This is a genomic window from Rubeoparvulum massiliense (assembly GCF_001049895.1).
GTDB classification, from domain to species: Bacteria; Bacillota; Bacilli; order Rubeoparvulales; family Rubeoparvulaceae; genus Rubeoparvulum; species Rubeoparvulum massiliense.
Map to the genome: position 1 here is coordinate 350,432 of NZ_CVPE01000004.1, position 25,789 is coordinate 376,220.

The 25,789-nt window shown below is 40.5% G+C and carries 28 protein-coding genes; 6 read left to right on the plus strand and 22 right to left on the minus strand.

The annotated features are described in order from the left end of the window. Window positions 1-161 precede the first annotated feature (161 nt). Both BN1691_RS04260 and BN1691_RS04265 read right to left on the minus strand, forming a co-directional pair. Window positions 162-1,736 carry a flotillin family protein gene (locus tag BN1691_RS04260; RefSeq protein WP_048600974.1) on the minus strand — a complete coding sequence of 525 codons (1,575 nt, stop codon included), beginning with the start codon at window positions 1,734-1,736 and terminating at the stop codon, window positions 162-164. Between the two features lie 80 nt (window positions 1,737-1,816). Next, a complete protein-coding gene (locus tag BN1691_RS04265; RefSeq protein ID WP_048600975.1) occupies window positions 1,817-2,386 on the minus strand; it encodes an NfeD family protein in 570 nt (189 codons plus the stop codon). 230 nt (window positions 2,387-2,616) lie between these two features. Here BN1691_RS04265 and BN1691_RS04270 point away from each other — a divergent pair, with 230 nt between their 5' ends. Further along, window positions 2,617-3,444 (plus strand): VanW family protein, encoded by an 828-nt coding sequence (locus BN1691_RS04270; RefSeq protein WP_231638340.1) that lies wholly within the window; start codon window positions 2,617-2,619, stop codon window positions 3,442-3,444. 5 nt (window positions 3,445-3,449) lie between these two features. Here BN1691_RS04270 and BN1691_RS04275 read toward each other — a convergent pair whose 3' ends face one another. Then, window positions 3,450-3,770 (minus strand): nitrous oxide-stimulated promoter family protein, encoded by a 321-nt coding sequence (locus tag BN1691_RS04275; RefSeq protein WP_048600976.1) that lies wholly within the window; start codon window positions 3,768-3,770, stop codon window positions 3,450-3,452. Between the two features lie 263 nt (window positions 3,771-4,033). Here BN1691_RS04275 and BN1691_RS04280 point away from each other — a divergent pair, with 263 nt between their 5' ends. Beyond that, window positions 4,034-4,579 carry an NAD(P)H-dependent oxidoreductase gene (locus BN1691_RS04280; protein ID WP_048600977.1) on the plus strand — a complete coding sequence of 182 codons (546 nt, stop codon included), beginning with the start codon at window positions 4,034-4,036 and terminating at the stop codon, window positions 4,577-4,579. Window positions 4,580-4,719: 140 nt separating this feature from the next. On the opposite strand, the gene BN1691_RS04285 is transcribed toward BN1691_RS04280, so the two are convergent. The 5 genes from BN1691_RS04285 to BN1691_RS04305 are packed head-to-tail and all read right to left on the minus strand — an operon-like array spanning window position 4,720 to window position 9,064. Continuing rightward, entirely contained in the window at window positions 4,720-5,793 is a 1,074-nt protein-coding gene (locus tag BN1691_RS04285; RefSeq protein ID WP_048600978.1) for an ABC transporter substrate-binding protein, read from the minus strand. Then, on the minus strand, window positions 5,790-6,593 hold the full coding sequence (locus BN1691_RS04290; RefSeq protein WP_048600979.1) for an ABC transporter permease: 804 nt from the start codon (window positions 6,591-6,593) through the stop codon (window positions 5,790-5,792). Before BN1691_RS04290 ends, BN1691_RS04285 begins: the two co-directional genes overlap by 4 nt. Window position 6,594: 1 nt before the next feature. Then, window positions 6,595-7,395, minus strand: a complete 801-nt coding sequence (locus BN1691_RS04295; RefSeq protein ID WP_048600980.1) for an ABC transporter permease — start codon at window positions 7,393-7,395, stop codon at window positions 6,595-6,597. Next, window positions 7,385-8,491 (minus strand): ABC transporter ATP-binding protein, encoded by a 1,107-nt coding sequence (locus BN1691_RS04300; protein WP_048600981.1) that lies wholly within the window; start codon window positions 8,489-8,491, stop codon window positions 7,385-7,387. The genes BN1691_RS04295 and BN1691_RS04300 overlap by 11 nt, the downstream gene beginning before the upstream one ends. 30 nt (window positions 8,492-8,521) lie before the next feature. Beyond that, complete coding sequence (locus tag BN1691_RS04305; protein WP_048600982.1) at window positions 8,522-9,064, minus strand: helix-turn-helix domain-containing protein; 543 nt, start codon at window positions 9,062-9,064, stop codon at window positions 8,522-8,524. Window positions 9,065-9,359: 295 nt separating this feature from the next. Here BN1691_RS04305 and BN1691_RS04310 point away from each other — a divergent pair, with 295 nt between their 5' ends. Continuing rightward, window positions 9,360-9,821, plus strand: coding sequence for a DinB family protein (locus tag BN1691_RS04310; RefSeq protein WP_048600983.1), 462 nt, complete (start codon window positions 9,360-9,362; stop codon window positions 9,819-9,821). A gap of 69 nt (window positions 9,822-9,890) precedes the next feature. Here the strand turns inward: BN1691_RS04310 and BN1691_RS04315 are convergent, their stop codons facing one another. The 6 genes from BN1691_RS04315 to BN1691_RS04340 form a co-directional block, all read right to left on the minus strand. Further along, complete coding sequence (locus tag BN1691_RS04315; RefSeq protein WP_048600984.1) at window positions 9,891-10,964, minus strand: ABC transporter ATP-binding protein; 1,074 nt, start codon at window positions 10,962-10,964, stop codon at window positions 9,891-9,893. After that, window positions 10,961-12,610, minus strand: coding sequence for an ABC transporter permease (locus BN1691_RS04320; protein WP_048600985.1), 1,650 nt, complete (start codon window positions 12,608-12,610; stop codon window positions 10,961-10,963). Before BN1691_RS04320 ends, BN1691_RS04315 begins: the two co-directional genes overlap by 4 nt. Window positions 12,611-12,683: 73 nt before the next feature. Then, entirely contained in the window at window positions 12,684-13,790 is a 1,107-nt protein-coding gene (locus BN1691_RS04325; protein ID WP_048600986.1) for an ABC transporter substrate-binding protein, read from the minus strand. A gap of 136 nt (window positions 13,791-13,926) precedes the next feature. Next, on the minus strand, window positions 13,927-14,292 hold the full coding sequence (gene crcB / locus BN1691_RS04330) for a fluoride efflux transporter CrcB (RefSeq protein ID WP_048600987.1): 366 nt from the start codon (window positions 14,290-14,292) through the stop codon (window positions 13,927-13,929). Next, entirely contained in the window at window positions 14,289-14,684 is a 396-nt protein-coding gene (gene crcB / locus BN1691_RS04335) for a fluoride efflux transporter CrcB (RefSeq protein ID WP_315969534.1), read from the minus strand. The genes crcB (BN1691_RS04330) and crcB (BN1691_RS04335) overlap by 4 nt, the downstream gene beginning before the upstream one ends. Window positions 14,685-14,916: 232 nt before the next feature. Continuing rightward, window positions 14,917-15,108 carry a MerR family transcriptional regulator gene (locus BN1691_RS04340; protein WP_147545628.1) on the minus strand — a complete coding sequence of 64 codons (192 nt, stop codon included), beginning with the start codon at window positions 15,106-15,108 and terminating at the stop codon, window positions 14,917-14,919. A 153-nt stretch (window positions 15,109-15,261) separates the two neighbouring features. On the opposite strand from BN1691_RS04340, the gene BN1691_RS04345 reads away from it, so the two are divergent. Together BN1691_RS04345 and BN1691_RS04350 are read left to right on the plus strand one after the other, a co-directional pair. Further along, window positions 15,262-15,783, plus strand: coding sequence for a hypothetical protein (locus tag BN1691_RS04345; protein WP_048600988.1), 522 nt, complete (start codon window positions 15,262-15,264; stop codon window positions 15,781-15,783). Between the two features lie 138 nt (window positions 15,784-15,921). Continuing rightward, on the plus strand, window positions 15,922-17,052 hold the full coding sequence (locus BN1691_RS04350) for a Fic family protein (RefSeq protein WP_076850096.1): 1,131 nt from the start codon (window positions 15,922-15,924) through the stop codon (window positions 17,050-17,052). 35 nt (window positions 17,053-17,087) lie between these two features. Here the strand turns inward: BN1691_RS04350 and BN1691_RS04355 are convergent, their stop codons facing one another. The 5 genes from BN1691_RS04355 to BN1691_RS04375 all read right to left on the minus strand — a co-directional run bounded on the left by BN1691_RS04355 (window position 17,088) and on the right by BN1691_RS04375 (window position 21,059). Then, a complete protein-coding gene (locus BN1691_RS04355; RefSeq protein WP_231638341.1) occupies window positions 17,088-18,050 on the minus strand; it encodes a threonine ammonia-lyase in 963 nt (320 codons plus the stop codon). Between the two features lie 79 nt (window positions 18,051-18,129). Further along, entirely contained in the window at window positions 18,130-18,906 is a 777-nt protein-coding gene (locus BN1691_RS04360) for a DUF4097 family beta strand repeat-containing protein (protein WP_048600990.1), read from the minus strand. 75 nt (window positions 18,907-18,981) lie between these two features. Beyond that, entirely contained in the window at window positions 18,982-19,680 is a 699-nt protein-coding gene (locus BN1691_RS04365) for an ABC transporter permease (protein WP_048600991.1), read from the minus strand. After that, window positions 19,673-20,407: an ABC transporter ATP-binding protein gene (locus BN1691_RS04370; protein ID WP_048600992.1), complete on the minus strand. Its 735-nt coding sequence runs from the start codon at window positions 20,405-20,407 to the stop codon at window positions 19,673-19,675. The genes BN1691_RS04365 and BN1691_RS04370 overlap by 8 nt, the downstream gene beginning before the upstream one ends. After that, window positions 20,400-21,059 (minus strand): TetR/AcrR family transcriptional regulator, encoded by a 660-nt coding sequence (locus BN1691_RS04375; protein ID WP_048600993.1) that lies wholly within the window; start codon window positions 21,057-21,059, stop codon window positions 20,400-20,402. Before BN1691_RS04375 ends, BN1691_RS04370 begins: the two co-directional genes overlap by 8 nt. 698 nt (window positions 21,060-21,757) lie before the next feature. Between BN1691_RS04375 and BN1691_RS04385 the strand changes: the two genes are divergently transcribed. Next, window positions 21,758-22,513, plus strand: a complete 756-nt coding sequence (locus BN1691_RS04385) for a copper amine oxidase N-terminal domain-containing protein (protein ID WP_048600995.1) — start codon at window positions 21,758-21,760, stop codon at window positions 22,511-22,513. 133 nt (window positions 22,514-22,646) lie between these two features. Here the strand turns inward: BN1691_RS04385 and BN1691_RS04390 are convergent, their stop codons facing one another. The 3 genes from BN1691_RS04390 to BN1691_RS04400 all read right to left on the minus strand — a co-directional run bounded on the left by BN1691_RS04390 (window position 22,647) and on the right by BN1691_RS04400 (window position 25,410). Beyond that, window positions 22,647-23,570: a methyltransferase domain-containing protein gene (locus tag BN1691_RS04390; protein ID WP_048600996.1), complete on the minus strand. Its 924-nt coding sequence runs from the start codon at window positions 23,568-23,570 to the stop codon at window positions 22,647-22,649. A gap of 355 nt (window positions 23,571-23,925) precedes the next feature. Next, the gene (locus BN1691_RS04395; protein ID WP_048600997.1) at window positions 23,926-24,981 is read right to left on the minus strand and encodes a hypothetical protein; all 1,056 of its coding nucleotides are present in this window, start codon (window positions 24,979-24,981) and stop codon (window positions 23,926-23,928) included. Window positions 24,982-24,984: 3 nt separating this feature from the next. Next, entirely contained in the window at window positions 24,985-25,410 is a 426-nt protein-coding gene (locus tag BN1691_RS04400) for a MarR family winged helix-turn-helix transcriptional regulator (RefSeq protein ID WP_048600998.1), read from the minus strand. Window positions 25,411-25,789 lie beyond the last annotated feature (379 nt).

Below are 25,789 nucleotides of genomic sequence, written 5' to 3' on the forward strand. Positions count from 1 at the left end.
GTAAGATTAAAAAATCACATAGTATTGATAGCTAGTGCCTTCTACTAGGAGGCATAGAACTTATACCTCTTGATTCGACAAGAAAACACTTTTGACCTCCACAAGTTGATATCTATCAATAGTAAGAGGATGTGTGATTACCCACACATCCTCTTACTAATTCAATCATGCGTATTCCCTTCTACCTCATGATTCTTCCCTTCCATTTCTTGATGCTCATGGACAGACTTTAGATCCTGCATGGGAGTGACATCCTGAGTTGCAGCGGGTTCCTTCATTTTGCCTGCAAATCCTTCTAACAGCTCCTTCACATCAATGCCTGATGATGCCTTTAAGGTCTCTTGCAAGGTTGCCATGAGATCTGTGGCATAGCTAGCGACGCGACCAGCGCCACCATTCTTACTGCTACCACCTGTATCCACAACCGTGATAGTATCGATATTACCCAAGGGACTGGCCACTTCCTTCGCATATTCAGGCAGCATCTTGAACATCATATCCATCACAGCGGCTTGACCATATAACTGGAAGGCTTCGGCAATCTTCCGCTTTGCCTCTGCTTCTGCGAGACCCTGTAAACGAATAACATCCGCCTCTGCTTCCCCAATGGCCCGCTGTGCCTCCGCCTTCGCTAAACCTTCCAAGCGCACCTGTTCGGCACGTGCCTTCGCTTCCGCTTCAATCTTAAACTTCTCTGCCTCAGCAAATTTCATCTGCTTAGCCTTCTCCGCTTCTGCTGCTTGCTCTACTGAATAGCGCTCGGCGTCCGCTTTCTTCTTCATCTCCGCATCATACTGCTTCTCAACACGCTGAATCTCTTTCTCTTCCAGTTCAATCTGTTTCTCCCGCTCAATAATCTGAATCTTCATCTCTTCTTCCTTCACCTTTTGCTTGGTGATGGCTTCTTGAAGATTGTATGCTTGGTCCGCCTGTGCCTTGGCAATATCCTGTTCACGACGGTAGTCAGCAACCTTTAATTCCTTCTCCTTCTCCGATTCAGCGATCTGCGCATCCCTTGCGAATTCGGCTTCCTTCGCCTCTTTCTCTGCCTTGGCTTGCCCAATCCGCGCTTCCTTATCTGCCTCTGCACTGGCGATGGCAGCATCCCGTTTTACCGCTGCAATCTGTGGCTGACCGAGCGCATCCAGATAGCCATTCTTATCGGAAATTTCTTTAATGGTAAACGAGACAATCCGTAATCCCATCTTACTCAAGTCAGTAGATGCCACCTCTTGAACCTTCTGAGCAAATTTCTCCCGATTACTGTAAATCTCTTCGACGGTTAATGAGCTAAGAATCGCACGTAGATGCCCTTCCAAGACTTCCTTCGCTTCCATCTTTAAATCTTCTGAGGTCTTGCCCAGATACTGTTCAGCAGCTGTCGAGACTTCTTCAATGGTACTCCCTACTTTAATGATGGAAACACCATTCACAGTCACTGGTACCCCTTGCTTAGTATAGGTATCCCGTGTTCCAACCTCTAGCTTATGGTTGAGTAAGCTAAGTAGCTCTGCTCGTTGAACAACAGGGACCACAAAGGTACCTCCACCACGAATAATCTTCACCTTTTTACCATCTTCTGACCGCACGACGTTCTTACCATTCCCCAATAAACTACCTGTGACAATCAGTGCTTCATCAGGACTGACAGTACGATACTTTGCAATAAAAACAAGAATTAATAAGACCAATACACCAAGGGTTATAGCGCCAATAATCAAAATCGATGTATCCATAAGCAACTCCTTCCACCATTTTTTTCATCTCCATAGCGTTATGCATGCCTATCTTTCTAGCAATCCCTCATTTCATCTCCTCACGAAGAGTGGAAGTGGGAATCATTCTGCTTCTGCTCTTCAAAGGTGGGAAACTCCTGCTGAACAGGCTCTACCAACAGAATGGCACCCTCCCTTCCGGTCACTCTAATTTTTGTCCCCTCTCTGATCGGAGTATCGCTCTTTGCTGGATGATTGGTAAGTGAGCGATTCACATTCAAGATAACCTCACCCAGGCCCTTTTTTGGGATGGCGGTGGCAACCTGCCCTTCTGCACCTATGACATCTTCAATACTATGAGCTGTACTCTCACCATCCATCAACGGCTTTACAATAAGGAAATAGATTAGTGAGACAACGATCAAGGAGATTAAGGTAGATAGTATGATAATCGTCAATGTAGATAATTGCGTCACTTTTTCGAAAATATAGCCGAAAAGTGCGAAGGATGTTAAACTACCTAAAATAACCGTAGGATGTAGTAATGTACCTGGAATGGACTCGAAAAAAACATCCAAAAAGTCGCCAAATAATGCATAAAGCAGCGTCAAAATGAGACCAGTTATCCAAACAATCAGATATATTCTCTCAAGATCCAATGTCTCAGCCATCACCTCACCTCCTAATCTTACTTACGTTTCAACGGTACCATAGGTTTCTTTTATTTCCAACCCCATTCCAGCCCTTATTCGACATACTTCATGGCGGATAGACGGAAGAGACATCGTCAAGAAGGGAATAGACCTGTCCAGATGGAATATTTATGTATTTAACTAAGCATTATGCTAGCATCCTAACTAGGAACTATGAACTCATGGGGGTTGAAAGGGGAGATGTCATATTGAAGCAAGCCCTGTTAAAACAGTTTCCATTTCTTTATCGTTTGCGCATTGCTCAATTACGGTTTTATCGACATGTGAATAATATCCTTCATCAGCAGCGCTTTGCTCGGAATTATAATCAAGATAATTTGCCCTATCGATGTAAAGTACATCAATCATTGTTACGACGTAAGTTGGGAGTTACAGATCCGATCCTCCAAGAGAACAAGATTACAAACCTACGTATTAGTATCGAAAAAATAGATGGGATTATTATTAAGCCAGGAGAGGTTTTTTCATTTTGGTTCCTCGTTGGAAAAACAACTGCAAAGAGAGGTTATATCGAAGGTTTGCTCTTATCACAAGGGCATGTAACCACAGGGATAGGTGGAGGGATCTGTCAACTAGCTAATCTTTTATTCTGGATGGCCTTGCACACGCCACTGACCATTGTGGAACGACATCATCATAGTTTTGATCCTTTTCCCGATGATGGTCGCGTCTTACCATTTGGGAGTGGAGCCAGTCTCTTTTATAATTATGTAGATCTTCGCTTCCATAATCCGACAGATCAGCCCTTTCAAATTCGTGTCTGGTTGACTGATCAATTTTTAAAAGGGGCAATCTATACTGAGAAGGAATGGCCGCTTTCCTACCATATTGTTGAGAAGAACCACCACTTCCTAAGAAAAGAGAATAAGAATTATCGAGAAAATGAGATCTGGCGCAGGTCAATCGATAAGCGAACTGGTCAATTAATAAAAGAAGAACTGCTCATTCATAATTTTTCTGAGGTAAAATACGATCCTTTTACATCGTTACAGGCTATGCAAAAGGGTCGGTTTTGATATCTCTATTTTTTCTTCATTCCATCCAGCAGATGCTGAAATGCCATGATGGGATGAGAATAAACCATCCGTGGTCCAGCAAATCGCATCACCTCTTGAATTTTTTCCCTCATCTCGGGCTTATAACAATGAACGGGACACTTGCCACAGGTCCCTTTATCATTACCAAACCGACAGTAATCAAGACGTTTATGAGCATACCCTAATAACTCCTCACAATCAGCACAGAGTCCATGGCTAGAATGGTGCTTCTTCTTGCAATAGATTTGGATCATCACTTCTACAGTTTTCTTCTGACTATCAATTCGTTTCCCTGTATTCACCATGATGACATGCCCTCCCATCTATTTCGTCAAAATTAAGCCTCAAACTTATATTCCCTAAGGTTAGTGTACTATTGTGTTCAGCGCTGATACATGGAGAGATATGGAGAGATCTCGACAGATTTAGCCTTACGCGAAGCCTTCATCATGGACAGGTCTCTTATTCCTTTGCTAGACTATATTTTATAGGAGAATTTCACTATAACGGGTGTTCGCTTCATCTGATAAAACATTCCGTTAACATAACAACTGGAGGCGTAACAACAATGAAACTCTATGTACTTCATGCTAGTATGTATGGACACACTGCTGCATTAGCAGATGCTATTGCGAAAGGTGCAGAGGAAGTGTCCGGAAGTGAAGTGATCTTGAAAGACGTTGAAGACTTGGAGAATGTTGATGAATTAATGAGTGCTGATGCCATCATCTGGGGTTCTTCTAGTTATTTTGGGGAACCAAATCCGAAAATGGCCACCTTCTTAGGTAAGCTCGGTAGACTATGGGCAACCGGAGTATTGCAAGGGAAAATTGGTGGTGTCTTTGGCTCTTCTTCTTCTACCCACGGCGGGATTGAAAATCTCCTCCGTGCCTTACAAACTCCCATGATGCATCATGGCATGATCATCGTCTCCAATACAGGGGCACTCACCGAAGAACGGATAAAATATGGCTGTCCTTATGGTGCTTGTGCAACCATTCCAGTGGAAACTTCGAAAGAGGCTCCCATGAATCTACCCAGTGAGGCTGAATTAGAACTAGCCAAGGAATATGGTGCACTTGTAGCCAAAACTGCTTGGCGTTTTACAAAATAGTGCTTTGATATTGTGAGCTGAATGCTCGTGGTATATATCAAAAAGAACGGATACCTATATCGGCAATGCGCCGATGTGGGTATCCGTTCTTAAGTTAGAGAAGTTCTTCAAGTAGAATGCTTTATATAGCACGAGCTTCCTTACTTCCGATGCATTTTAAACTCTAGGAATAGCTCATTATAATGAGCAACCATCCGTTTCCCCAGGTTCTCGTAGACCTCCAGCCTATCCGTTAGCTCTGGCGAGGGATAGAAACGTTCATCCCCAGATATCTCCTCTGGTAATAAAGCCAACGCCTCAAAGTTCGGTGTGGAGTAGCCTACATATTCTGTGTTTTGGGCTGATACCTTAGGATCGAGCATGAAATTGATAAACTGATGAGCTCCTTCAATATTCTTCGCTGTCTTTGGAATGACAAAGTTATCAAACCATAGGTTAGAGCCTTCATGAGGAACTACATAATCGAGCTTGTCATTCTCGCTCATAATCTCTGAGGCATCCCCTGACCAGACGAGGCCCACTGCTGCCTCTTCATTGTAGAGCAGCATCTTAATCTCATCACCAACAATGGCTTTGATATTCGGTGTTAATTGATCCAGCTTCGCCTTGGCGGCTTGCAGATGCTCTTCATTGGTATCATTAAGAGAGTAGCCAAGACTGTTCAGTCCGAGACCGATAACCTCCCGTGCACTATCCACTAGGAGAATCTGATTCTCTAAGCCTTCATCCCATAAATCATTCCAGCTGGTAAAATCCAAATCTCCAACTAAGTCAGGATTATAGACGATGCCCAATGTTCCCCAGAAATAAGGGATGGAATATTCATTATTCGGGTCAAAGGGTAGATCCATAAATCGTGAATCAATATTTTTTAGATTCGGGATCTTCGAATGGTCGATGGGCAAAAGTAGATTCTCTGCCTTCATCTTCTCAATGGCGTATTCCGAAGGCACAGCCACATCAAAGGTTGCTCCGCCTTGGGCGATCTTCGTCATCATCGCTTCATTGGAATCGAAGGTCTGATAGATTACCTTAATCCCTGTCTCCTCTTCAAACTGGGTGATCAGCTCAGGATCGATATAGTCACCCCAGTTATAAATGGTCAATGTATTACCGCTCGAGTAACCCTGCGTAGAATTGAGAAGGGAGGTAACATACATTAAGGAAAAAGAAACGACAAAGACTAATAAAAACATACGTACGAGTTGTTTCATTTTCCTACCCCCGTTCCATTGGCGCGTCGATTACGTTGATTAATAAAGTAGTAGCCAATCACAAGTAAAATCGTAAATAGGAATATCAAGGTAGAAAGGGCATTAATCGATAAGGAGATGCCTTGCCGTGCCCGTGAATAGATCTCTACAGATAGGGTAGAGAAGCCATTCCCCGTAACAAAGAAGGTCACCGCAAAATCATCCAATGAATAGGTTAGCGCCATAAAGAAACCTGCAAAGATCCCTGGTGTGATATATGGTAAAACCACCTTCGTTAAGACATCCCAGCCACTGGCTCCTAGATCTCGTGCTGCATCAATTAAGGTGGGGCTCATCTCTTGTAGCTTAGGCAGAACCATGAGCACAACGATGGGTACAGAGAAGGCAATATGCGATAGCAGCACTGAGGTAAAGCCGAGCTTAATCCCGATCATGGTAAATAGGATCAAGAAGGATGCACCAATAATTACGTCAGGGCTAACGATCAAAACATTATTAAATGTGAGTAAAGTATTTTTCATCTGACGGCTTTTTAGATAGCGGATGGCAATGGCACCCATTACGCCTAAAATAGTTGAAATTGCTGCAGATAATAGCGCAATCACCAAGGTATTGAGGAAGATGATGAAGAGACGAGTATCTGCGAACACTTCCTTATACCATTCCAAGGTAAACCCTTCGAAGCCATGCATGGTTCCTCCACTGTTGAAGGAATAGTACATGAGATAGAAGATGGGAGAGTAAAGGATGATGAAAACGATGGCGAGATAGATTTTTGAAAGCTTCCCATTCCTTTTCACATTACATCCCCCTCTTCCGATTTCCTGTTACAATCATGAAGAGCGCCATGGCAATCACGAGGAAGACAGCGATGGTAGAACCCATGCCCCAGTCTTGTGTAACAAGAAAATGTTGTTCAATGGCTGTACCAAGAGTAATGACACGGTTCCCTGCAATCAAGCGTGTCAGCATAAATAAAGATAAGGCTGGAATAAAGACCGCCTGCGTACCTGATTTCACCCCATCAATGGTGATGGGAAAAATGACGCGACGGAATGTGATCCATGGCGATGCACCAAGGTCACGGGCAGCATCCACTAGAGATGGATTGAGCTTCTCCAATGCGTTGAAGATGGGCAGAATCATAAATGGAATAAAGATATAAACTGAGACAAAGACAAAGCTAAAATCCGTAAAGAGAATCTGCTTCGTTCCAATACCGATGAACTCCAAGAAATTATTGGCTGCACCATAGGTACCGAAGATCCCAATGAAGGCATAGGCCTTTAACAGTAAGTTGATCCAAGTAGGTAGGATGATCAGCAAAAGCCAGAGCTGCTTATGCTTGGTCTTTGTTAAGAGATAGGCTGTCGGATAGGCAATGAGTAAAGAGAATGCCGTAATTAGAAAAGCATACCAGAATGAACTCAAGGTCATCCGTAAATAAACAGGCGTAAAGAACTTCTGATAATTCTCTAAAGTGAATTGACCTTCCACATTAAAGAAGGAATAGTAGAGAATCAAGAGAAGGGGCGCAACGACAAAGAGAAGAATCCACATAACATACGGAATTAAGTAGAGGTTGCGCGCTTTATTCTCCATTGTCCACCTCGTCGTACGCTTCGAGTCGTTTGTCAAACTCCTCTTCTGTTTCACCAAAACGCATAACATGGATCGCCTCTGGATCGAAGTAGAGACCGATCTCATCTCCTACCTTAACCTTTTTCGTTGAATGGACCAGCCATTCATTCCCTGCTTCATCGTAGCAGCAGATCTCATAATGCACACCACGGAACAATTGGGAATCCACATGAACTTGAAGCTTACCATGCTCCCGGGTGGTCACTTCCAGGTCTTCCGGACGAATCACCACCTCCACAGGCTCATTGGGGTTCAATCCCTGGTCCACACATTCAAACTGCTTGCCCACAAATTCCACACAAAAATCCTTGATCATTTTCCCATGAACAATATTGGACTCTCCAATAAAGTCTGCGACAAAGCGATTAATTGGTTCGTCATAAATGTCGATAGGTGTACCGCTTTGCTGAATTTTGCCTTCATTGATGACAAAGATCTCATCAGACATGGCCAGTGCTTCTTCCTGATCATGGGTAACAAAGATAAATGTAATGCCGAGACGACGTTGCAGTTCTCGTAATTCATACTGCATCTCCGTCCGAAGCTTAAGGTCAAGGGCGGATAAGGGTTCATCAAGCAGAAGCACCTCAGGCTCATTCACGATGGCACGGGCAATGGCAACGCGCTGCCGTTGTCCACCTGACATCTCACGAATCTCCCGGTTTTCATAGCCTACAAGGTTGACAAAGCGTAATGCTTCTTTAACCTTCTCCTCTACCTCGGCATTTTTCATTTTTTTGATTCGTAGCCCAAATGCTACATTCTCAAATACATTGAGGTGTGGAAAGAGCGCATAATCCTGAAATACGGTATTGACTTGCCGTTCATTGGCAGGAATTTGATTGACGATTCGATCTTTAAAGAAGATATTCCCCTTGGTTGGCTCTATAAAACCAGCGATCAAACGAAGGATCGTTGTCTTCCCACATCCAGAGGGGCCGAGTAATGTATAGAACTTGCCTCGTTCAATTTCAAAGCTCACATTGTCAAGAACCACTGGATCATCGTCATACTGTTTCGTTACATTTTCAAAGCGAATAATTACATTATCCCCCATATTGGTCCCCCTTTTTGGTTACGTCATTTCCTATAAATAAGATTCGGTAGCAACGAGAAGTAATTCGGAGACACCATCTGCATCATTAATAATCTGATGATCATCTGATGCATGATAATAGATCGCTTCGCCAGCCTTCGCATAGTAAACCCGCTCTCCTAGCTTCACCATGACCCGTCCGCTTAGGACAAAGGCAAAGGTTTCGGCTAAGGATGGCTCAAACTGTTTAAACTCTCCACCTGGTTGAAGTGTTAGACGAATAGGCTCCATCTCATTCTCATTGGACTCTGGGACAAGCCATTGAATCTGGTAGCCCCGTTCTTCATCGATATAGTCCGTTTGATCATCCTCACCATAGACTACCTTCTGCTCACCCTTTTCCTCATCGAAAAATTCTTGTGGTGTGCAGCCCAGTACTTCAAGAATGTTAAAGAACGTGTCAATGGAAGGTGAGCTTAAGTCCCGTTCCAACTGGGAGATATAGCCCTTACTCAGATCAGTCCGTTCCCCCAACTCTTCCTGCGTCAGCCCTTTTTTCAAACGTAATCGTTTGATTTTCTTTCCAATATGCATGCTTTAACCCTCAATCCTGTTTATAGTGAGTAAACTTCCGATGAATAAAGTTTGGTTTTACAAAACTTTAAGTTTACTAATAGACGATTACTATTATACTGATCCCGCTAGAAAGTGCAATATATTTTTTTGAAATATTTTCTTGAAAATAATAGTCGTGATTTCAGAGAATGTGTAGCATGCTTTTGGAGGAAAAAGGTATTTTTTATTGAATGAGGAATTATTAGGCGTTAAGGTAATATTCTATGAATGAAGTGCATCGAGGGAGCATCGATTATTGTGAGGAGGAATTATAATGACCCGTACGAAAACAATGCTTCAATATTTTTTGGCACATCGGAATGTAACACAAGAATTGATAAAGAAGATCGCTGAAGATAACTATGACTATAAACCCACTCCTACATCTATGTCTGCTCAGGAACTATCCAGCCATATCGTCACATCATTCTTTAATCTGGCAGCTACTGCAAAGCGAGGGGACACCTCCGCTTTTGCAGAAAATCGAGAGGATAGCCCCAATATCCTCACCTTAGCCGAGCAGTACACTGAAAATACCAAGGACCTTCTCGCCACGTTCTCCGATGAGGAGTTCGATCGAGTAGTGGATCTGACCAATCTCTTCGGAATGAAGCTATCTGGTCGACAATTATTGCAGCTAGCCATGGATCATGAGATCCATCATAAAGGGGCGCTCTTCGTCTATGTACGCGCCTTGGGCCATACTGAACTGCCCATGTTTATCCAACGCGTGTGAGGTTCGTGTATCACTATGAAATGAAGTGCTAAAAAAATGAATAGGGTCTGAACAATGATTGTTCAGACCCTATTCATTTAAGATATGAAGTGCTTCTTGCTTTAGCCTAATCCTCACTGGATCTCCTAGTTCCCATTTTCTCGTGGTATGGCGGTTTAATACAGTTACAGTTAATAGCTCCTGCTCCACTCGGACAAGATATTGGATCACATTCGTTAATTGTTGACGTTCACGAATTACTCCATCTAAATAAAACTCTTTCTGATTACTCTGGTCTATTAGCTCTTCCTCGAACGAAAATAGGTCAATCTCTTCTGAGCGTAGTAGTATTTGAATCTGATCCCCCTCGGAAGCAGCTGAAGGATGTGGAAATATATGTCCTAATAATTGAAAGCATTGCTTCTCCACTGTAGCTGTAAAAATATTTTTATGCCCCATGAATTGTGCAACATACTCTGTCTTTGGCTCATTATAAGTACATTCAGGTGTAGCGATTTGTTCAATCTGCCCCTCTTTCATAATGACAATCCGATCCGCCATGGTCATGGCCTCATTTTGATCATGGGTAACATAGATGCTCGTAATATTCTCTGCCTTTACGAGCTTCTTGATTTCTGCACGCATCTCTATTCGGAGATTCTCATCAAGATTGCTTAATGGTTCATCAAATAATAGAATCGATGGCTCTACGATCATCGCCCTCCCAATGGCGACACGCTGTTGTTGTCCACCACTCAATTCATTGATTTTTCGATGCTCATAGCCCTTCAGTTGGATCAAGCTCATGATCTTTTCCAACCTGTCCTTCATCACTTCTGGCTTCAACTTTTTAATTTTTAAGCCGTATTGAATATTTTCAACCACAGTCATATGCGGAAATAATGCATAGTTTTGGAAGATCATTGCTGTTTTACGACTTTGTGGTGGAAGGCATTGGATAGGTTGACCTTCAAGCAAGATCTTCCCCTGTTCAATGGGAATTAAACCTGCAATTGCTTTTAAGAGTGAGGTTTTCCCACAGCCTGAAGGACCGAGAATAGCAAGTAACTCCCCTTCCATGATCTCCAAGTTGATCCCATTAAGTGTTGCTTTATCCCCATAGCACTGATAAATATTTTCAAGTTTTAATTTGACTTTATTCATGATTCAAACCTCATCCATCGCTGATTAATGAACTTCAAAACACCTAAGATTAATGCAGTCGTCAAGGATAATAGGAGTGCCATCGCTGCAGCTACACCAGTTGCACTGCTAGTGATCGTTTGGAAGATTTGCTGCACTGCTACTTTATTAGAAGGAAGCAGCAAAAATATGATTGCACCCAGTGTCGTCATCGTTGATGAAAAGTTTTTTAAAAATGCAATCCAGAAAGCTGGGTACATGAGTGGTAGGACAATTTGTGTAAAAATTTTATTTTCACTCTGGCCTAAATTACGAGCTGCATCCTCAATATCTGGATTCAAATGCTGGATTAATGCATAGCCAGCTCGTAAGCCCACGTTCATATAGCGGAATATACTGATTAGATAAATGATCACCCCTGTTCCCAATAAGATAATCGATGGGAAACTGTGGAGCCAGAATCGTCCGACCCCAAAGAGTGGATACTTAAAGGTCACAAGATAGCCAATGCCCAATAGAATACCTGGTACAGCTGCTGGTAGTGTAGCCAGTAAATCCACGACATGCTGATGACGATATGATTTCCGTTTAATCATGTAGCTGAGCAGAACTCCTAAGATTGAAGAAACGAAAGCAACCACAAATGCTAGCTGAATACTATTAATAAAGGGAGAATAATCCTGAGCAAAAATTGTTTTGATATGCTCCAATGTAAAGGTATAGTTATAGCCCCATTGCTTCGTTACTGCTCCGATGATAATGAAGAGATACTTTATCACGACAAAAAGAGCATAAAGGATGGTAATGATGATAAATAAGTATCGAAGTGGGCGGTTAAAGTGTGGATAAATAATATTGGTATTCGCTGTACTAACAGAATAATAATGATTTTTTCCAATCACATTGCGTTGTAAGAAGAATAATAGAATACAAGGAATCAGTAATAAGATCCCAGAGATGGCTGCTGTCTTCATGTTATATACGCCTGTAATCTGAACATAGAGATCCGATGCGAGGGTGTGGAAGGGACCACCGATGATTAATGGTGTTCCGAAATCTGCCATGGATGCTAAGAAGACGAGAACACCGGCAGTAGATATCTCTGGATACATCATCTTCAAAGTAACCCCTTTGAAAATTTGTAACTCAGAAGCACCTAAGTTACGGGCAGCTTCCTCCAAATTAGGGTCTATTTTTACAATGGCACTGGAGATAATCAGATAGGCAAGAGCGCTTAAGCTAAGTGTCTGCATAATGACGATCCCTTGCCATCCATAAGGACTAACGCTTAAGCCTAGCAAGCCATGGGTGACTAATCCCCTCTTTCCAAACAGCATAATAAATGCGATGCTTCCTACAAAAGGAGGATTGATGAGAGGTAATAGTACCGCATAGCGTAAAAGTCGCTTCCCTTTAAAATGAAACCGATTGATTGTAATCGCTGCAATGAGACCGATCAATACAGAAAGTACGGTCACCACTCCAGCAACCCACAGGCTATTTTGCAAGTATGGTAGAGAACGTTGCAAGGATTGACGAAGTGAATGGAAAGATTCTACTGGAAACACGCCATACAGAATGACACTGATGACTGGAACCAAGACAAAATAGAGTAATAGACCAAATAGTGTATAATAGAGCAGTTTTAAGGAATCCAATCTCTTCATTTCATCACCATAATTTTTAAGTATATGTAAAAATCCGAAGTATACGTAATGCCTTCGGATTTTTACAGTTCGCTTATTTATTCACATGTTTCGTCCACTCTGCTAGAATAGCATCTCTTTTCAAGGCGTTGGCTTGAAAATCAGTGGGGAATAAAGAGATTTGCTTAATATCTACAATCCCTTCAGGAATACTCACATCGGTTCTTGCTACAGCTGCATTACGTGTGTTTGCGATGGTTTCCATACCCTTTGGTGAAAGAATCCAATCAATAAATACCTTTGCCGCCTCTTCATGCTGAGTGCCCTTTACGATAGCTACTGGTTGAGGCCACCAGCCGGTTCCATCCGTAGGATAGACCAATTGAATATGAGGATTATTCATTTCTAGCTCACGATCCCCATTGCTTGCATTAATACCTACAATCGCTTCCCCACTGACAACAAGATTGGCAGGATCACTACCACGAGCTGTAAAGAAAGGTACTTGACCTATTAATTGATCAAGATAGGCCCAGCCAGTTTCTTCGCCTTTTACTTGTAATATAGCACTTACCACATTATATGCTGTACCAGAAGAAGCAGGATCTGGCATAGAGACTTCTCCTTGCAGCCCTTCTTGCAGTAAATCCTCCCATGTTTCAGGCATTTTTAAGCCTTTTTCTTGGATTAAATCCTTATTGACCACCCAATTGACAAGGGTTAGTGATGTGCCATACCAAAAATGATTGGGATCCTTCATACTGGGATCTAAATCCTGACCATTTGCTGATTCATAAGGAATGAGTAGGTCTTTTTCTGCTGCATTGATAAATGTATCCGCACCACCTGTAAACCAAAGATCAGCGATGACTACACCTGAATCAGCTTCATTCTCCAGTCGTTGCAAAATTTCGCCATTTTTCATTGTAAGATGCTCTACTTTGATTCCTGTATCCGCTTCAAAAGCATCAAGGATGGGACGAACAGAATCTGTCACCCCATATAGATTCATCGTTGTACCTTTCATATCAGGTGTGTAATTGGCAGAGGACCAGCCATCACCCTCGTAAACATCCGATGTTGGATTCACTTCTGAAGTTGGATTACTGTTCGGAACATTGGCTTGATCATCTGTAGATTGACAGCCAACGAGCGTAAAGATCATCATTGCTGCGACGAGTACTGCGAGTATTTTTTTCACGATGCTTCCTCCTGATAGAATGATTATAAAACCTTAAACAAGGGCCCCATATGGAGTGAAGCCCCATCGAAGCCCTTTAATAAATAATTCTTATTTTAAGTATAAAAGAGATTAATAATATGTCAATTAAAATTGTTTACCTTGGTAGCATGAATCCCAGTGCTGCTGAAATACTACCAAGAATGATAGAGGTCACCACATAGATGAATGCTACCTTTTTCTCATTGGCCTGAAGTAAGGAGATCGTCTCATAACCAAAAGTTGAAAAGGTGGTATACGCTCCACAAAAACCAAGACCCCAAAAGAACCAAATCCCTTCATTGATCTGACCAGTGAGATATTGATTAGCCAACCAGCCAAGGATAAATGATCCTGTGATATTGATGAACCATGTACCTAGAGGAAAGGAAGTACCTTTTTTTATCCGCTGATTGATCAGATTGCCAAGGAAAAATCGAGCGCCTGCGCCAAGAGAACCACCGAGACCAATAAACCAGATCATACTGCATCTCCCCCCTGATGATAAGAGCATGCCCAATGATGACCTGCATAAGTCAAAAGCAGTCCTAGTGTGGTCGTTAACAAGACATAAAGAAGGGGAAGAAGAAGATGCCCCGCCTGAAATAAATGAATGGTCTCCATGGAAAAGGTTGAAAAGGTGGTGAAGGAACCGAGAAAGCCTGTACCAAGCAATAACGTAAGCTGAGATGGTATTTTTCTACTACGACTTGCTGTGGTAAGCAGCCAGCTCAGTAGGAAGCAGCCTATTATATTCACCACGAAGGTCCCCCAAGGGAATCCTTGCTCCGTATAGAATGCTATACCGACACCATATCGACTGATTGCACCGAAGAAGCCACCGATCATCACATATAATCCATTCAACAGAATCACCTTTCTTGCTGCTATGCCATTTAGCCCCTATGATCGTATATACAGTGAGTCTGCTCTATCGATGTGAGAATGTCAATGCTCTCCTCGATCGTGAAATTGTTGATCTACTAGCTTATGGTACAGCACTAGGGAGTTTTGCCTGCTTAAGCAGCTGAATAAATGAAAGCAAATTCTGTTGTTGAGGTACTTCAGCATTCACTGCTTTCATGCTTTTCACCACCTTCTGCTAAGCTTATAGGGAATATCCCACAAATTTAAGAGCGATAATCTTCTGCAATGTCATAAAATCCTCGGGCTTATAATAACGATGTCCTGATGGTGTACGGGTAGCCTTTAATAGACCCACTTCATCATAATAATGAAGTGTCCGTAGGGTGACTCCGGTTATCCTAGCAAAATCACCAATTGGAAACTGCTTTTCCATTTTATCTCTCCCTTCCAACCCCATCATATCGCCTCACGTAACGTAAGATGCAAGCAGAAAATGTAGTATATCTTCTTTCTACGATATTATTTTTATGAAATAGATTTACAAGCTTTTATATTTTGTATAATTAATGAAAGGAGTGTTGAAGCGATGAAACAAGTAAAACTGTATAACGTGATTTTCCCAATCTGGGTTATCATGTTCTTTCCACCGATTATCCTGATCACGATGATCGGGAACTTCATCATCGACTCTTTGGTCGTCATCATCTGCTTCTATGCCTTTAAGCTAGCCAATGAGCAAAGAAAGCTAGGTAGTTTTTATATGCACAGCATCTGGAAGGTGTGGATATTTGGATTCATAGCTGACATTATTGGTGCTGTGTTCCTATTTACAATCGGGTTACTAGATGATTTCCAATTCATGAATTTACCCAATGATTTGATCAATGGAATCTTTTATGATCCCTTTAGCAATCCCCTCGCAGTACTCGTTATCCTTATATCCATTCTTATATCAGGGGCATTCATCTTCCTCTTTAATTACAAGCTTATTTTTCGTGAGCAGATAGAAGATCAAAAGCTGCGATTAAAGGTTGCGCTTACCATTGCTATCGTCACCATGCCTTGGACCTTCTTAGTGCCAACAAAATGGTTCTATCAAGGCTTCTAAGGCGAGAAAATGCCGCTTATTATTAAGTTGAATATGGCTATTTATTGCTCTAATTTCAAATAAAAATACTAATTGTGATTATCTTTTGTATTTTTCACCCTTAAATTGTATAATCTATTGGTAAAGGAGTGATTAGATGTGACGATTCAAGGTTTAATGCCTTTACCAGTAGCTGTTGAACCAAAAACTGCGCTTAGAATATTGCAGTTACTAGCAGAAGTGAGTAATAAAATTGGTCGTCTCGATGAAAAATTTAGCCACTCCGTTGTAAGTACTCAGCTAGTGAACCTTCTCTCCTTAAGTGAATCTGTCCAGTCCACGCGGATTGAGGGAACACAGATCACATTTACAGATATGATGGAGCATAAAGACGAGCGTCATCCTAAATGGGAAATTACAGAAGTTAAAAACTATCAGCAAGCTTTACTTGATGGATATGAACGTATTCGAAATGGGTATCTCATTTCTTCACGACTCGTATTGGATTTACATGCGATATTGATGCATGGTGCACGTGGATCAAGCCAAGCAAGTGGTCAATTTCGAAAAATCCAAAACTTCATAGGCCCAACAAAGCGTATTGAAGATGCTTCCTATATTCCAATCTCTGCAGATAAAATCAATGAGTTTATGCAGAATTGGGAAACCTTCATCAATGGACATCCATATGACCAACTGCTCCCGACAGAGCACTTATCCAATGAATGCTTTATTATCAATGAAAATAGCCACCCGCTATTGAAGGCAGCTATCATACATGCACAATTTGAATCAATTCATCCATTTTTAGATGGAAATGGACGATTAGGGCGAATTTTGATTGTACTTTATTTTGTACAATCAAAACTCATCACATACCCCATATTCTTTGTAAGCGAAGAACTTGAGCACGAACGCCTTCGCTATTATGACTTATTAAATGGTGTACGTGGAGAGAATCCTGATTGGGGTAGTTGGATACAATTCTTCATCAACGCTTGTAATCGTATGGCAGTTAAAATTAATCATAAGCTAGATGCGGCAAATAAACTTGCCATGGATGGATTGAAACAATGTCAGACTGATTCAGAAAAACGCACCTGGCTGTACACCTTTAGTGATCCCCATACCGCTGTGAAGAATGTAGCAAAGCATTTGAACATTGCACCGAGCACAGCAAGATCTGCACTGAATGCTTTAGTAGATAAAGAATTATTATATACCGACAAGCAAACAAAACGTAACAAAAAGTATACAAATTATGAACTGCTTAGGATTTTAAGGGGTTGATTGTCAGCTCTTTTTTGTCCTTCCACAAAAAAGGTTCAATCATCTGTATTCAGCACTCGCATGATCAGAGATTCATCCACATTGCCACCTGTAATGATACAGAGGACATTCTTCCCTGTAATTTCTGGAATTTGGTGCTCCAATAATGCTGCAATGGTAACGGCACTCGATCCTTCAATGATATAGCGATGATGAATCGCCATCCACTTCATTCCACGAGCAATGCTCTTTTCACGAACCAGTTTATTGTCATCCACTCTGGAAAAGGCGAGTTGCAAAGGTCCTTCATGAATGCCACCATAAATCCCATCTGCAATGGAATCTTGATATGTAACATCCACCATTCTTCCTGCCATGAAGGACTCATACCAAGCAGGAGAGGCTTCACTCTGTACGCCAATCACCTGCACTTTTGGCTGTATCGCTTTCGCAGCCGTAGCAATTCCGTTGATCAGCCCGCCTCCACCTACTGGGACCAAGATCAGATCAAAATCTGGTTTCTCCAGCATAGCCTCTAAGCCAATCGTACCTTGACCGGCCATTGTGACCACATCATCAAAGGCAGGAATAAAGGTCCGCCCCGTTTCCTTCACCAATTGATACGCATACTCTTCTGCTTCGTCATAGGATGTACCAAGCTGGACGATCTCTCCACCATATCGTTGAATTCCGCTAATTTTTGCTTGGGCTGTGTTCTCGGGAACGACAACAAGAGCAGAGGTGTCATATAAAGAGGCTGCGTAAGCCACCGCCTGGGCATGGTTCCCAGAGGATGCTGTGATCACTCCTCTTTTTTTCTCCTCAATGCTTAATGACGAAATTTTACTCAAGGCCCCTCTTGCTTTAAAGGAACCTGTCTTTTGCAAATTCTCTAATTTAAAATACACCTTGCAATTCAGTAGATTCGATAAGGGTTCTGAAAAGATGATAGGCGTTTCTACAATATGATGCTTGATGCGATTCTTTGCTTGAATAATGTCTGCTAGAGATAATTCCATATGCATTAGACCCCGTTTCTCTTATCCAAATTTCTGTATCATTTTTCATAATGATACCATATTGGTGCAAGATTGGAAGTTAAATTCTACAGAGTGTAAACCCGCCTCCCCTAACCTCAGCATTGAATAGACTCTTTCCATCTTTATAGGTATAAATATCTCCACTGGATGTCAGCGGAAAATCACTCTTCAAATGACCTGCCACTTTTTTATATTGAAGTGTAAAACCATCGTTTTCTGGAATTGCTATTTTTACATTCGCTCCCGTTGATACAGATTTGATTCTTTGAAACATCTTTGTTGAGCGAACATCAATATTCCTTCCGATTGAATTGATGTTTAATTCTGAAATTTCTCCTTCGAGCTTGATTGCAGATGATGTAGATTGGAGTGTTAACTTCTGAATATCCAGATGATTCCCAGTGATCTTACTGCCAATTACCTGAAGATCCAGTTCTACCATTCTCCCTGAAAGCTTAGCATTGCCTGAGGTTAATTTACATTTGCAGCTATCTACATTAAGATCCCCAACCATGATACTTCCACCTGTGGAGGTTATTGAAATAGCATGAAATTGTTTATTAGGAAGATAGAGTTCTAATGCAGTTTTTTCTAAATTGACCCCAAGGTTTAAGATCTTCTTCCTGCCATCAGTAATCACTAATCTCCCATGATTTACTTTATAGCGGAAGAGTTTATGTTCTGGGAGGTTATCATCGCCGTGCTGAACAACTTCGATCTTCTCATTTTCACTTTGATACAGACGAATATCGCCTGTCATCCAATCGATTACAACATCTGAGATCTCATCTGAAATAACCTGCTTCCTCTGAAGAATGGTTTGATTATTGAACATATGAACCTTCCTCTCAATCTATTCTCTTTATAGTTGTGCAGAAATTGATGACCAGGTTTTTGATCTGGACTTCGCTCATTCCACTTCCATTTGGTCTACCTTTCTCATCAGCTCAATGGTGATAGCAATACTTATAAGAACCATGATCCCCAATAGGTTCATGCTTATGAGCGTATTGTCCGTGCTTTTTACAATAAGATTGCCAACAGTGGCACATAAAATAAGCGCTGTCACAATAGTGGTTGGAATGGAATTCTTAATAAATCCAATTCTCATGGCAATGATTCCAATACCATTTACGATCAACGTTGATATGATGATTGAGCTCAATGTGGAAAACAGTAATTCTTGAGAGAGTGAATCCTGAACAATGGGTGAAATCACTTCTGTCATGCTAAAGATCACGAAAGGAGGAATATTACTGATTAGTATGGCAACTATCGTAAATACCGTTACTACTGCAATCTTAGCCAATAATATTCTTATCCGCTTAGCTGGGTAAGTAAATTGAAGGATCAGCTTTTCTCCTCGATATTCATCAATGATAAACCGCGAATACATAATCGCTGATAGAATTGAGAAAAAAATCATGCTGATAACTCTTGTGAACATAAAAATATTGGAGTAATTTTGAAAATCAGGTTCATTTTCTACTTTTGCAACAAAGGAAATAAAATAAATAAACACTGTAAGAAGAATACTAGCCATGATACTAGCCAATAGATACGGTCTCATTTTTATTTTTCTAAGTTCTAGTTTCATTAGCTTATACATCTTTGTACCCTCCACCCATCAATTCAAAGAAATACCCCTCAAGATCACTTTGAAGCTCTTTGTTTATCTGAACCATTGAAATCTCTTGCTTGATAATACCATTGGCGATGATGCCGACCGTATCTGCAATATGCTCAATCTCACTAAGAATATGGCTTGATATGATCATGGTCACCCCCCGATTGTGTGCTAGATCAAGAAAAAGTTTCCTCATTTCTAGGATTCCGATGGGATCAAGTCCATTGATAGGTTCATCCAATAGTAATAATTTTGGCTTGTGTATAATTGCTCGAGCAATACCTAAGCGCTGTCGCATTCCTATTGAGAACTTAGAAACAGGCTGTGAGCGGGTGTGTGCTAGTCCTACCTTTTCTAGTACTTCTGAAATATTCACGTCTTGCATGTTCATATATTCAAGGTGTAAGCTCAAATTTTCTTCTGCTGATAGATGTTCATAGAAAATAGGAGCTTCGATGATGCTACCAATATTTCTTAGCAGCTCATCCCGGTGGATTGCCATATCCTTACCAAACACCGTCACCTTACCTGCTGTTGGTGTTAGAAGACCCATCAACATTTTTAATACAGTTGTCTTCCCAGCACCATTGAGTCCCAAAAATCCATAGATGGTCCCTTGCTTCACAGATAAATTACAGCCTTTAATCACTTCCATTCCAGAGAATACTTTTACGAGATTTTCTGCTCGAACCGCGATTTCATTAGGCATCTTGTCCATATCCTCCGATCTCAGCATACTGTTTTGAGATTTTTTCAATGAGCTGATCACTAACAATATCCGCTCCTAATGCTTTCATCATTTGCTGTAAAAATTGCAAACGACGGACCGTTTCCTCATAATCTCGTTCAAATAGCAGAGGATTACTCCAGATGTTCACAAGTAATATGAAAACCTCTGCACATTCAGAAGGAAATTCTGTAGTAATCGAACCATCCTCTCTCCCTTCCCGCATTAGATCAGCAATGACCAATGCATCCTTATTGACTCCTTCGCGCATTCCTGTCACAACAAATTGTGGATTCTTTATCTGTTGGCTTAGAAGACTATCCATGGCATGGGCATCTTCATCTGCAATCATCTGCTCTAATATTTTGGTCAGTTTATCTCTTGCATTCGCAGCCTGGGTATTCTGAATAAGATAATCTAGCATGTGAGCAGCATAGCTGAACTGTCGATCCATCACAGCATACAATATCTCTTCTTTTGATTTGAAATGGTGATAGATCGCCCCCTTCGACATCCCCAGTTCGTCAATAATCTCTTGAATACTTGTCTTTTCATAGCCCTTCTCTTTAAATAGCTTTGCTGAAACATTCAATATTTGTTCTAGTGTCTGTTCTGGATACTTATTTCTAGCCATATTCATCCTCCTTATAGAAACCAACCGTCGGTATCTATGATACATTATTACATGCAATATTTATTCATGTCAATAATAGGATGTTCTAATCCACCTAACGAGGTAGAAGCATTCGTAATGCCATTACGATCAAAAGCCGAGGTAGAGTGAAATATCCTTCTCTACCTCGGCCGTAATCCCATCAGAACCGATGCTACTTAATTCTTCATTCCAATATTAGCTTATACTAGGTGAATTTGAAAATACCTCCACAAATAACGATAATGAGTATCACCACAGATAAGCCTAACGAGAGAACGACGGTTGTAATACTTCTGAGCATCGTCCACCAATTAGTGATACCCGCGAAACCAATCACCCCAAGTAAACATGTAATTAATGAAAGTATAAGCACAATGTGAAGCGGATGTATATGTAGTAAATTCATCATGATATCAATAATTTCACGCGTTGAAATTGCGAGAAAAAATAAACCGAGACAAACAAAAGCAAAGATAAATGACCAAAGATTGATGTGCCTTTTCATCATAAATCTCCTTCCATTATTGGGCTACTGTATCTACGGTTATACTTAATCCTAGCAAAAAAGTATTAATATTACAATTTATCTTCGCGAATGAGATAAACAATATTGCTTGCCTATCATCATTATGTTACTATTTTAGTATATTTTTACATATTAGGAGGAGATGTTTTGCATGAAACGCTTTTTCATGGGGATCATCGTGGGCATTATATTAACCAGTTCCTTTGCTGTATTCGCCGCCAATGGTAAAATGATTGAGGCCATCTATTCAATCAAGGATATTAAGATCAATGGTGTTTCCAAGATGCCAAAGGGTGAGAAACTTCAACCTTTCGTATACCAAGGAAGTACATTCGTGCCATTGCGTTTTGTTAGTGAGAACTTAGGCTATCTTGTTGAGTGGGACGGAGCTACCAATTCCATCTTAATCGATGAAAAGTCTCGAAAAATCCAGAAGGTGGTTTATCCAGGTGATGGAATTAAAAACTCCTATTTAGAGGGTGCAGAAGAAAAAACAGGTTGGCTGCAACCATTAACTTGGTATGAAGAAACGATCAATGGAACACTTTTTGATCTTTATGGACAGGAATATGATCGATATATCTATATTACATCTACAATACTAAGTGAAAGATCAACCAAGGTACAGTTCAAATTAGATGGTGAGTATGATCAGTTTGCTACCACTATCGGTTATGCTGAACGAAAGATGGAAAATTTCGAAGACTATATACATGATAAATTTATGGTGCAATTTTATGTTGATGGGGTCTTAACTAAAACAATCGTTGTAAAAAAGGATGAACCCTACCACAGTATACAAATACCTTTGGCAAACGCCGACACATTTGAAATTGTTTTGGAACGAGATGTGACTAATAATGGATTTGGATTCTTTAATCCTGAGTTTATCAAGTTCAAGAAATAATTTAAGAACACTAAAATAAGCAGACCTCCACTAGTCTTTCCTTGAAGGATTAGTGGGGGCTGCTTATTTTGTATTCAAGTTGCTGGATAATAGCTCCTCTCCATCACTGCCTATCATGGTGAAGAGCTTATCATTATCGTTTTCGTTTTCCAATCAACACTGAGAAGTCAACAGTTACACTCTCGATATTTTGATTCAATGCTCTGCAAATTTTATCCTCAGTGGCTCCCCAGGATAAAGGAGTCATTTTGATAATATGCTTGAGCTGCTCCTTATTCATCGTAACATCATAGCGCACGTTTTCAGTTTCGACAAGGTGAAAGCTTTGACGAAAGTGCTCCATCACCTTACTGTTCGAATAGGTCTCTTTATCTGTATCTCGATAAAATATTTTCCTTAGCTCTTGAAGATAAGCGCTGTCTGGGACTACCTTAATTAAAATCCCCTCATCACTTAAAATTCGCTCAAACTCTCGGTAATTGGAAGGAGAAAGAATATTTAAGATAACATCAAACTGTTGATCCATCAATGGAATCTTCGCCAAATCAGCTACACACCACAACATCTTTTTATAACTCCTTGCAGCAATTTGAATTCCTTCTTTAGCAATATCGATTCCTACTCCATGATAATTTGCATGAGACTCTTTTTGAAGACGATTCATAATCTGGGATAGGTGAAAACCTTCCCCACAGCCAGCGTCTAATAATTTGATATCATTGGCGTTGACAATCATCAGATTTCTTTCAATCAAGACTACAATTGCTTCGATTAATGGGGAAAAAAAGCCATTCTCACATATGATATTTCTAGACTCAAATAATTCTTTATTATACTGTGACTTTTTCGAGTTTAATAACAGATTCACATATCCCTTTTTTGAGATATTGAAACAGTGCTTATTGACACAAGTGATACTTTTGAGTCCATCCTGCTGTAACCGTTCACTGCAGACAGGACATTTCAATTGCGCAATGTTATCTTTAAATCTATCTTTTCCAGATGAAAGCTGTTCCTCACCAGCCTTGTCAGGATAATTGTAAGTATTTTTAGGCATGGAATACACCTCATTCATTCATGTTTAGTATGATATTATATACTAAAGATGGCAATATTCCCTGTTATGTGTAGAAAATGGTTTGCGTATACTTAAACTGACCGCAGGTGCTGGTAACGCCTACGGCCAGTAGCCGAATCCCTTAAAGAGGGAACGGCAGCTATCCTAAACTTATTTAAAATAGCCACCCTTGTTGACCATTAACTTGTAATTATCATATCACAATAGTTAATTTGATACATATTTTAATCTTTATTCCAAAACATGTTGAAGCTTGGTGGCACTAATCCTCTACCTATCGAGGAAAAGGCGTTCATAAGCTGTCCCAGGGATTCCTCCCTCGCCTTATTCATGGTCATTCATTCTTCTTATCTAAGCTCGTCTTCTCCATACGATCCAAGATCATTGCTTTTAGTTGTATTGGATTGTCAGAGCGAATCGCGATTTTTGAAAATTCCTTTTGTATACCCATAAATAGCGTGACTCGTACAGGCTTCTTCATGACTAGAAGGATATCAGGAGATACCTTTTCAAAATCTCGCACCATAAAGGCGATGGTATCTCTTGAGAGCTTACGTTCTAAAATCGTGGGATCTTCAATCACTGAGGCAATATTTTCAAATTGAATTTCTGTACGCTTTAATAGTCCCAGGGAGAGAAACATCGATTTCTGATTGATATAGACTGGATTTAAGCGAATGGCCTGGATATCTGCTAAGAAAAAAATCGCAGAGTATCCATTAAAGACTAATATCATAATGGCAATCACCATGGACTTATCATGAAGCCACCAATGAAAACCTAGCGTTTCAATAACAATTGCATGAATCATCATAACTTGAAGTGCAATATAACTGGAATTTTTATAGAGTGTTATACCGGTAGGCGGTGTCTTCCTCCAACTGAAGAATGCATAATAAAACATCATCGCCTCTGAACAGATCATATGGATAATTGGATTTTTCTTTACATATGTATCAATAGCATGTGGGAAGGAAAAAACCACTGGTAATACGCTTCTTTTTACCTCACCTATGATTCTTGGTATATAAAGAACAAAGGTGACAATTAAGATCAATTCAAAGATAATGAATGCAGCCTCTACAGCAATTCCAGCCCAAGTAATCGCAGCAAACGGTTCTAAGAGATGATTTGGAATGAGAAACCGAGCCAATATACATCCTGCTGCTGAGAGAATAATTGCTGTTTTTATAGTGAACTGCTTGCGGTACAGCATCAAGAATAACGGTACTAAAATTACGAGGTCTAATAATGATCCGAGTATTACGGCATTTGCATCTGTTGGGAGAATATGATTACCCATGTCTGTGTGGTAGAGTATATAGTTACTACTTAAAACAAAGCCCAGCAGTAATAACCAGATGTACTTTCCTCTTTCAATCACAGCCATGAGCTATTCCCCTTTCACGATAACATTTAATCTTGTTAGGATACGAACTAAATGCTCCAAGTCTTCCACGGGTAACTGACCATATACGCTATGATTGATTTCATCTTCTAGCATTTGCACCTCTTCAAAATACCGATTGCCCTTTACACCCAAATTTAATATGATTTCACGACGATTCTCTTTATTAATACTGCGAGTTATATACTCTTTTGCTTCTAACTTATTGAGAATTTGACTCACTGCGCTGGTTGTAATATTCAATTGAGCCGCTAAATCCTTCGTTGAAGTGACGCCTGTTCGGATTAGCTCTAATAATAAAACTTGTTTCGCTGTCAATTGATTATCAATTTTATGCTCAAATCGACTTGCTAATTGGATGTTTAAATGATTTTGCAGGCTATTAATTTGTTGAATTAGATCATTATTCATGATATATTTACCTCTCTTAATTATTAAGTTATCTTAAATATAAAGTAAGATAAACAAAAAGTACAGAAGTTTTTTCTGTACTAATTGCTTACCTAGTCAAATTTGCTCATCAAATTGGCTAGCACTTGCTTGCACTGATGTGAATGGTCTTGGACGATGGATAAAGCCTGAATACCGTTTTCATTCAACGCCCATCAGTATTTCCAACTCTTCATAACGCAGCTTCCCTTGAGTAATGCTTTGTGCGAACAAGACTTGATTCTGATCAATGAATACGGTGTTGCCTTCATTACTTCTGAAGGTTGAGGAGTACAATTCCCTAGACAGATACGATTTTTGTTCTAGGCTTATCCTATTTTCATCTATGCAAACTGTATAT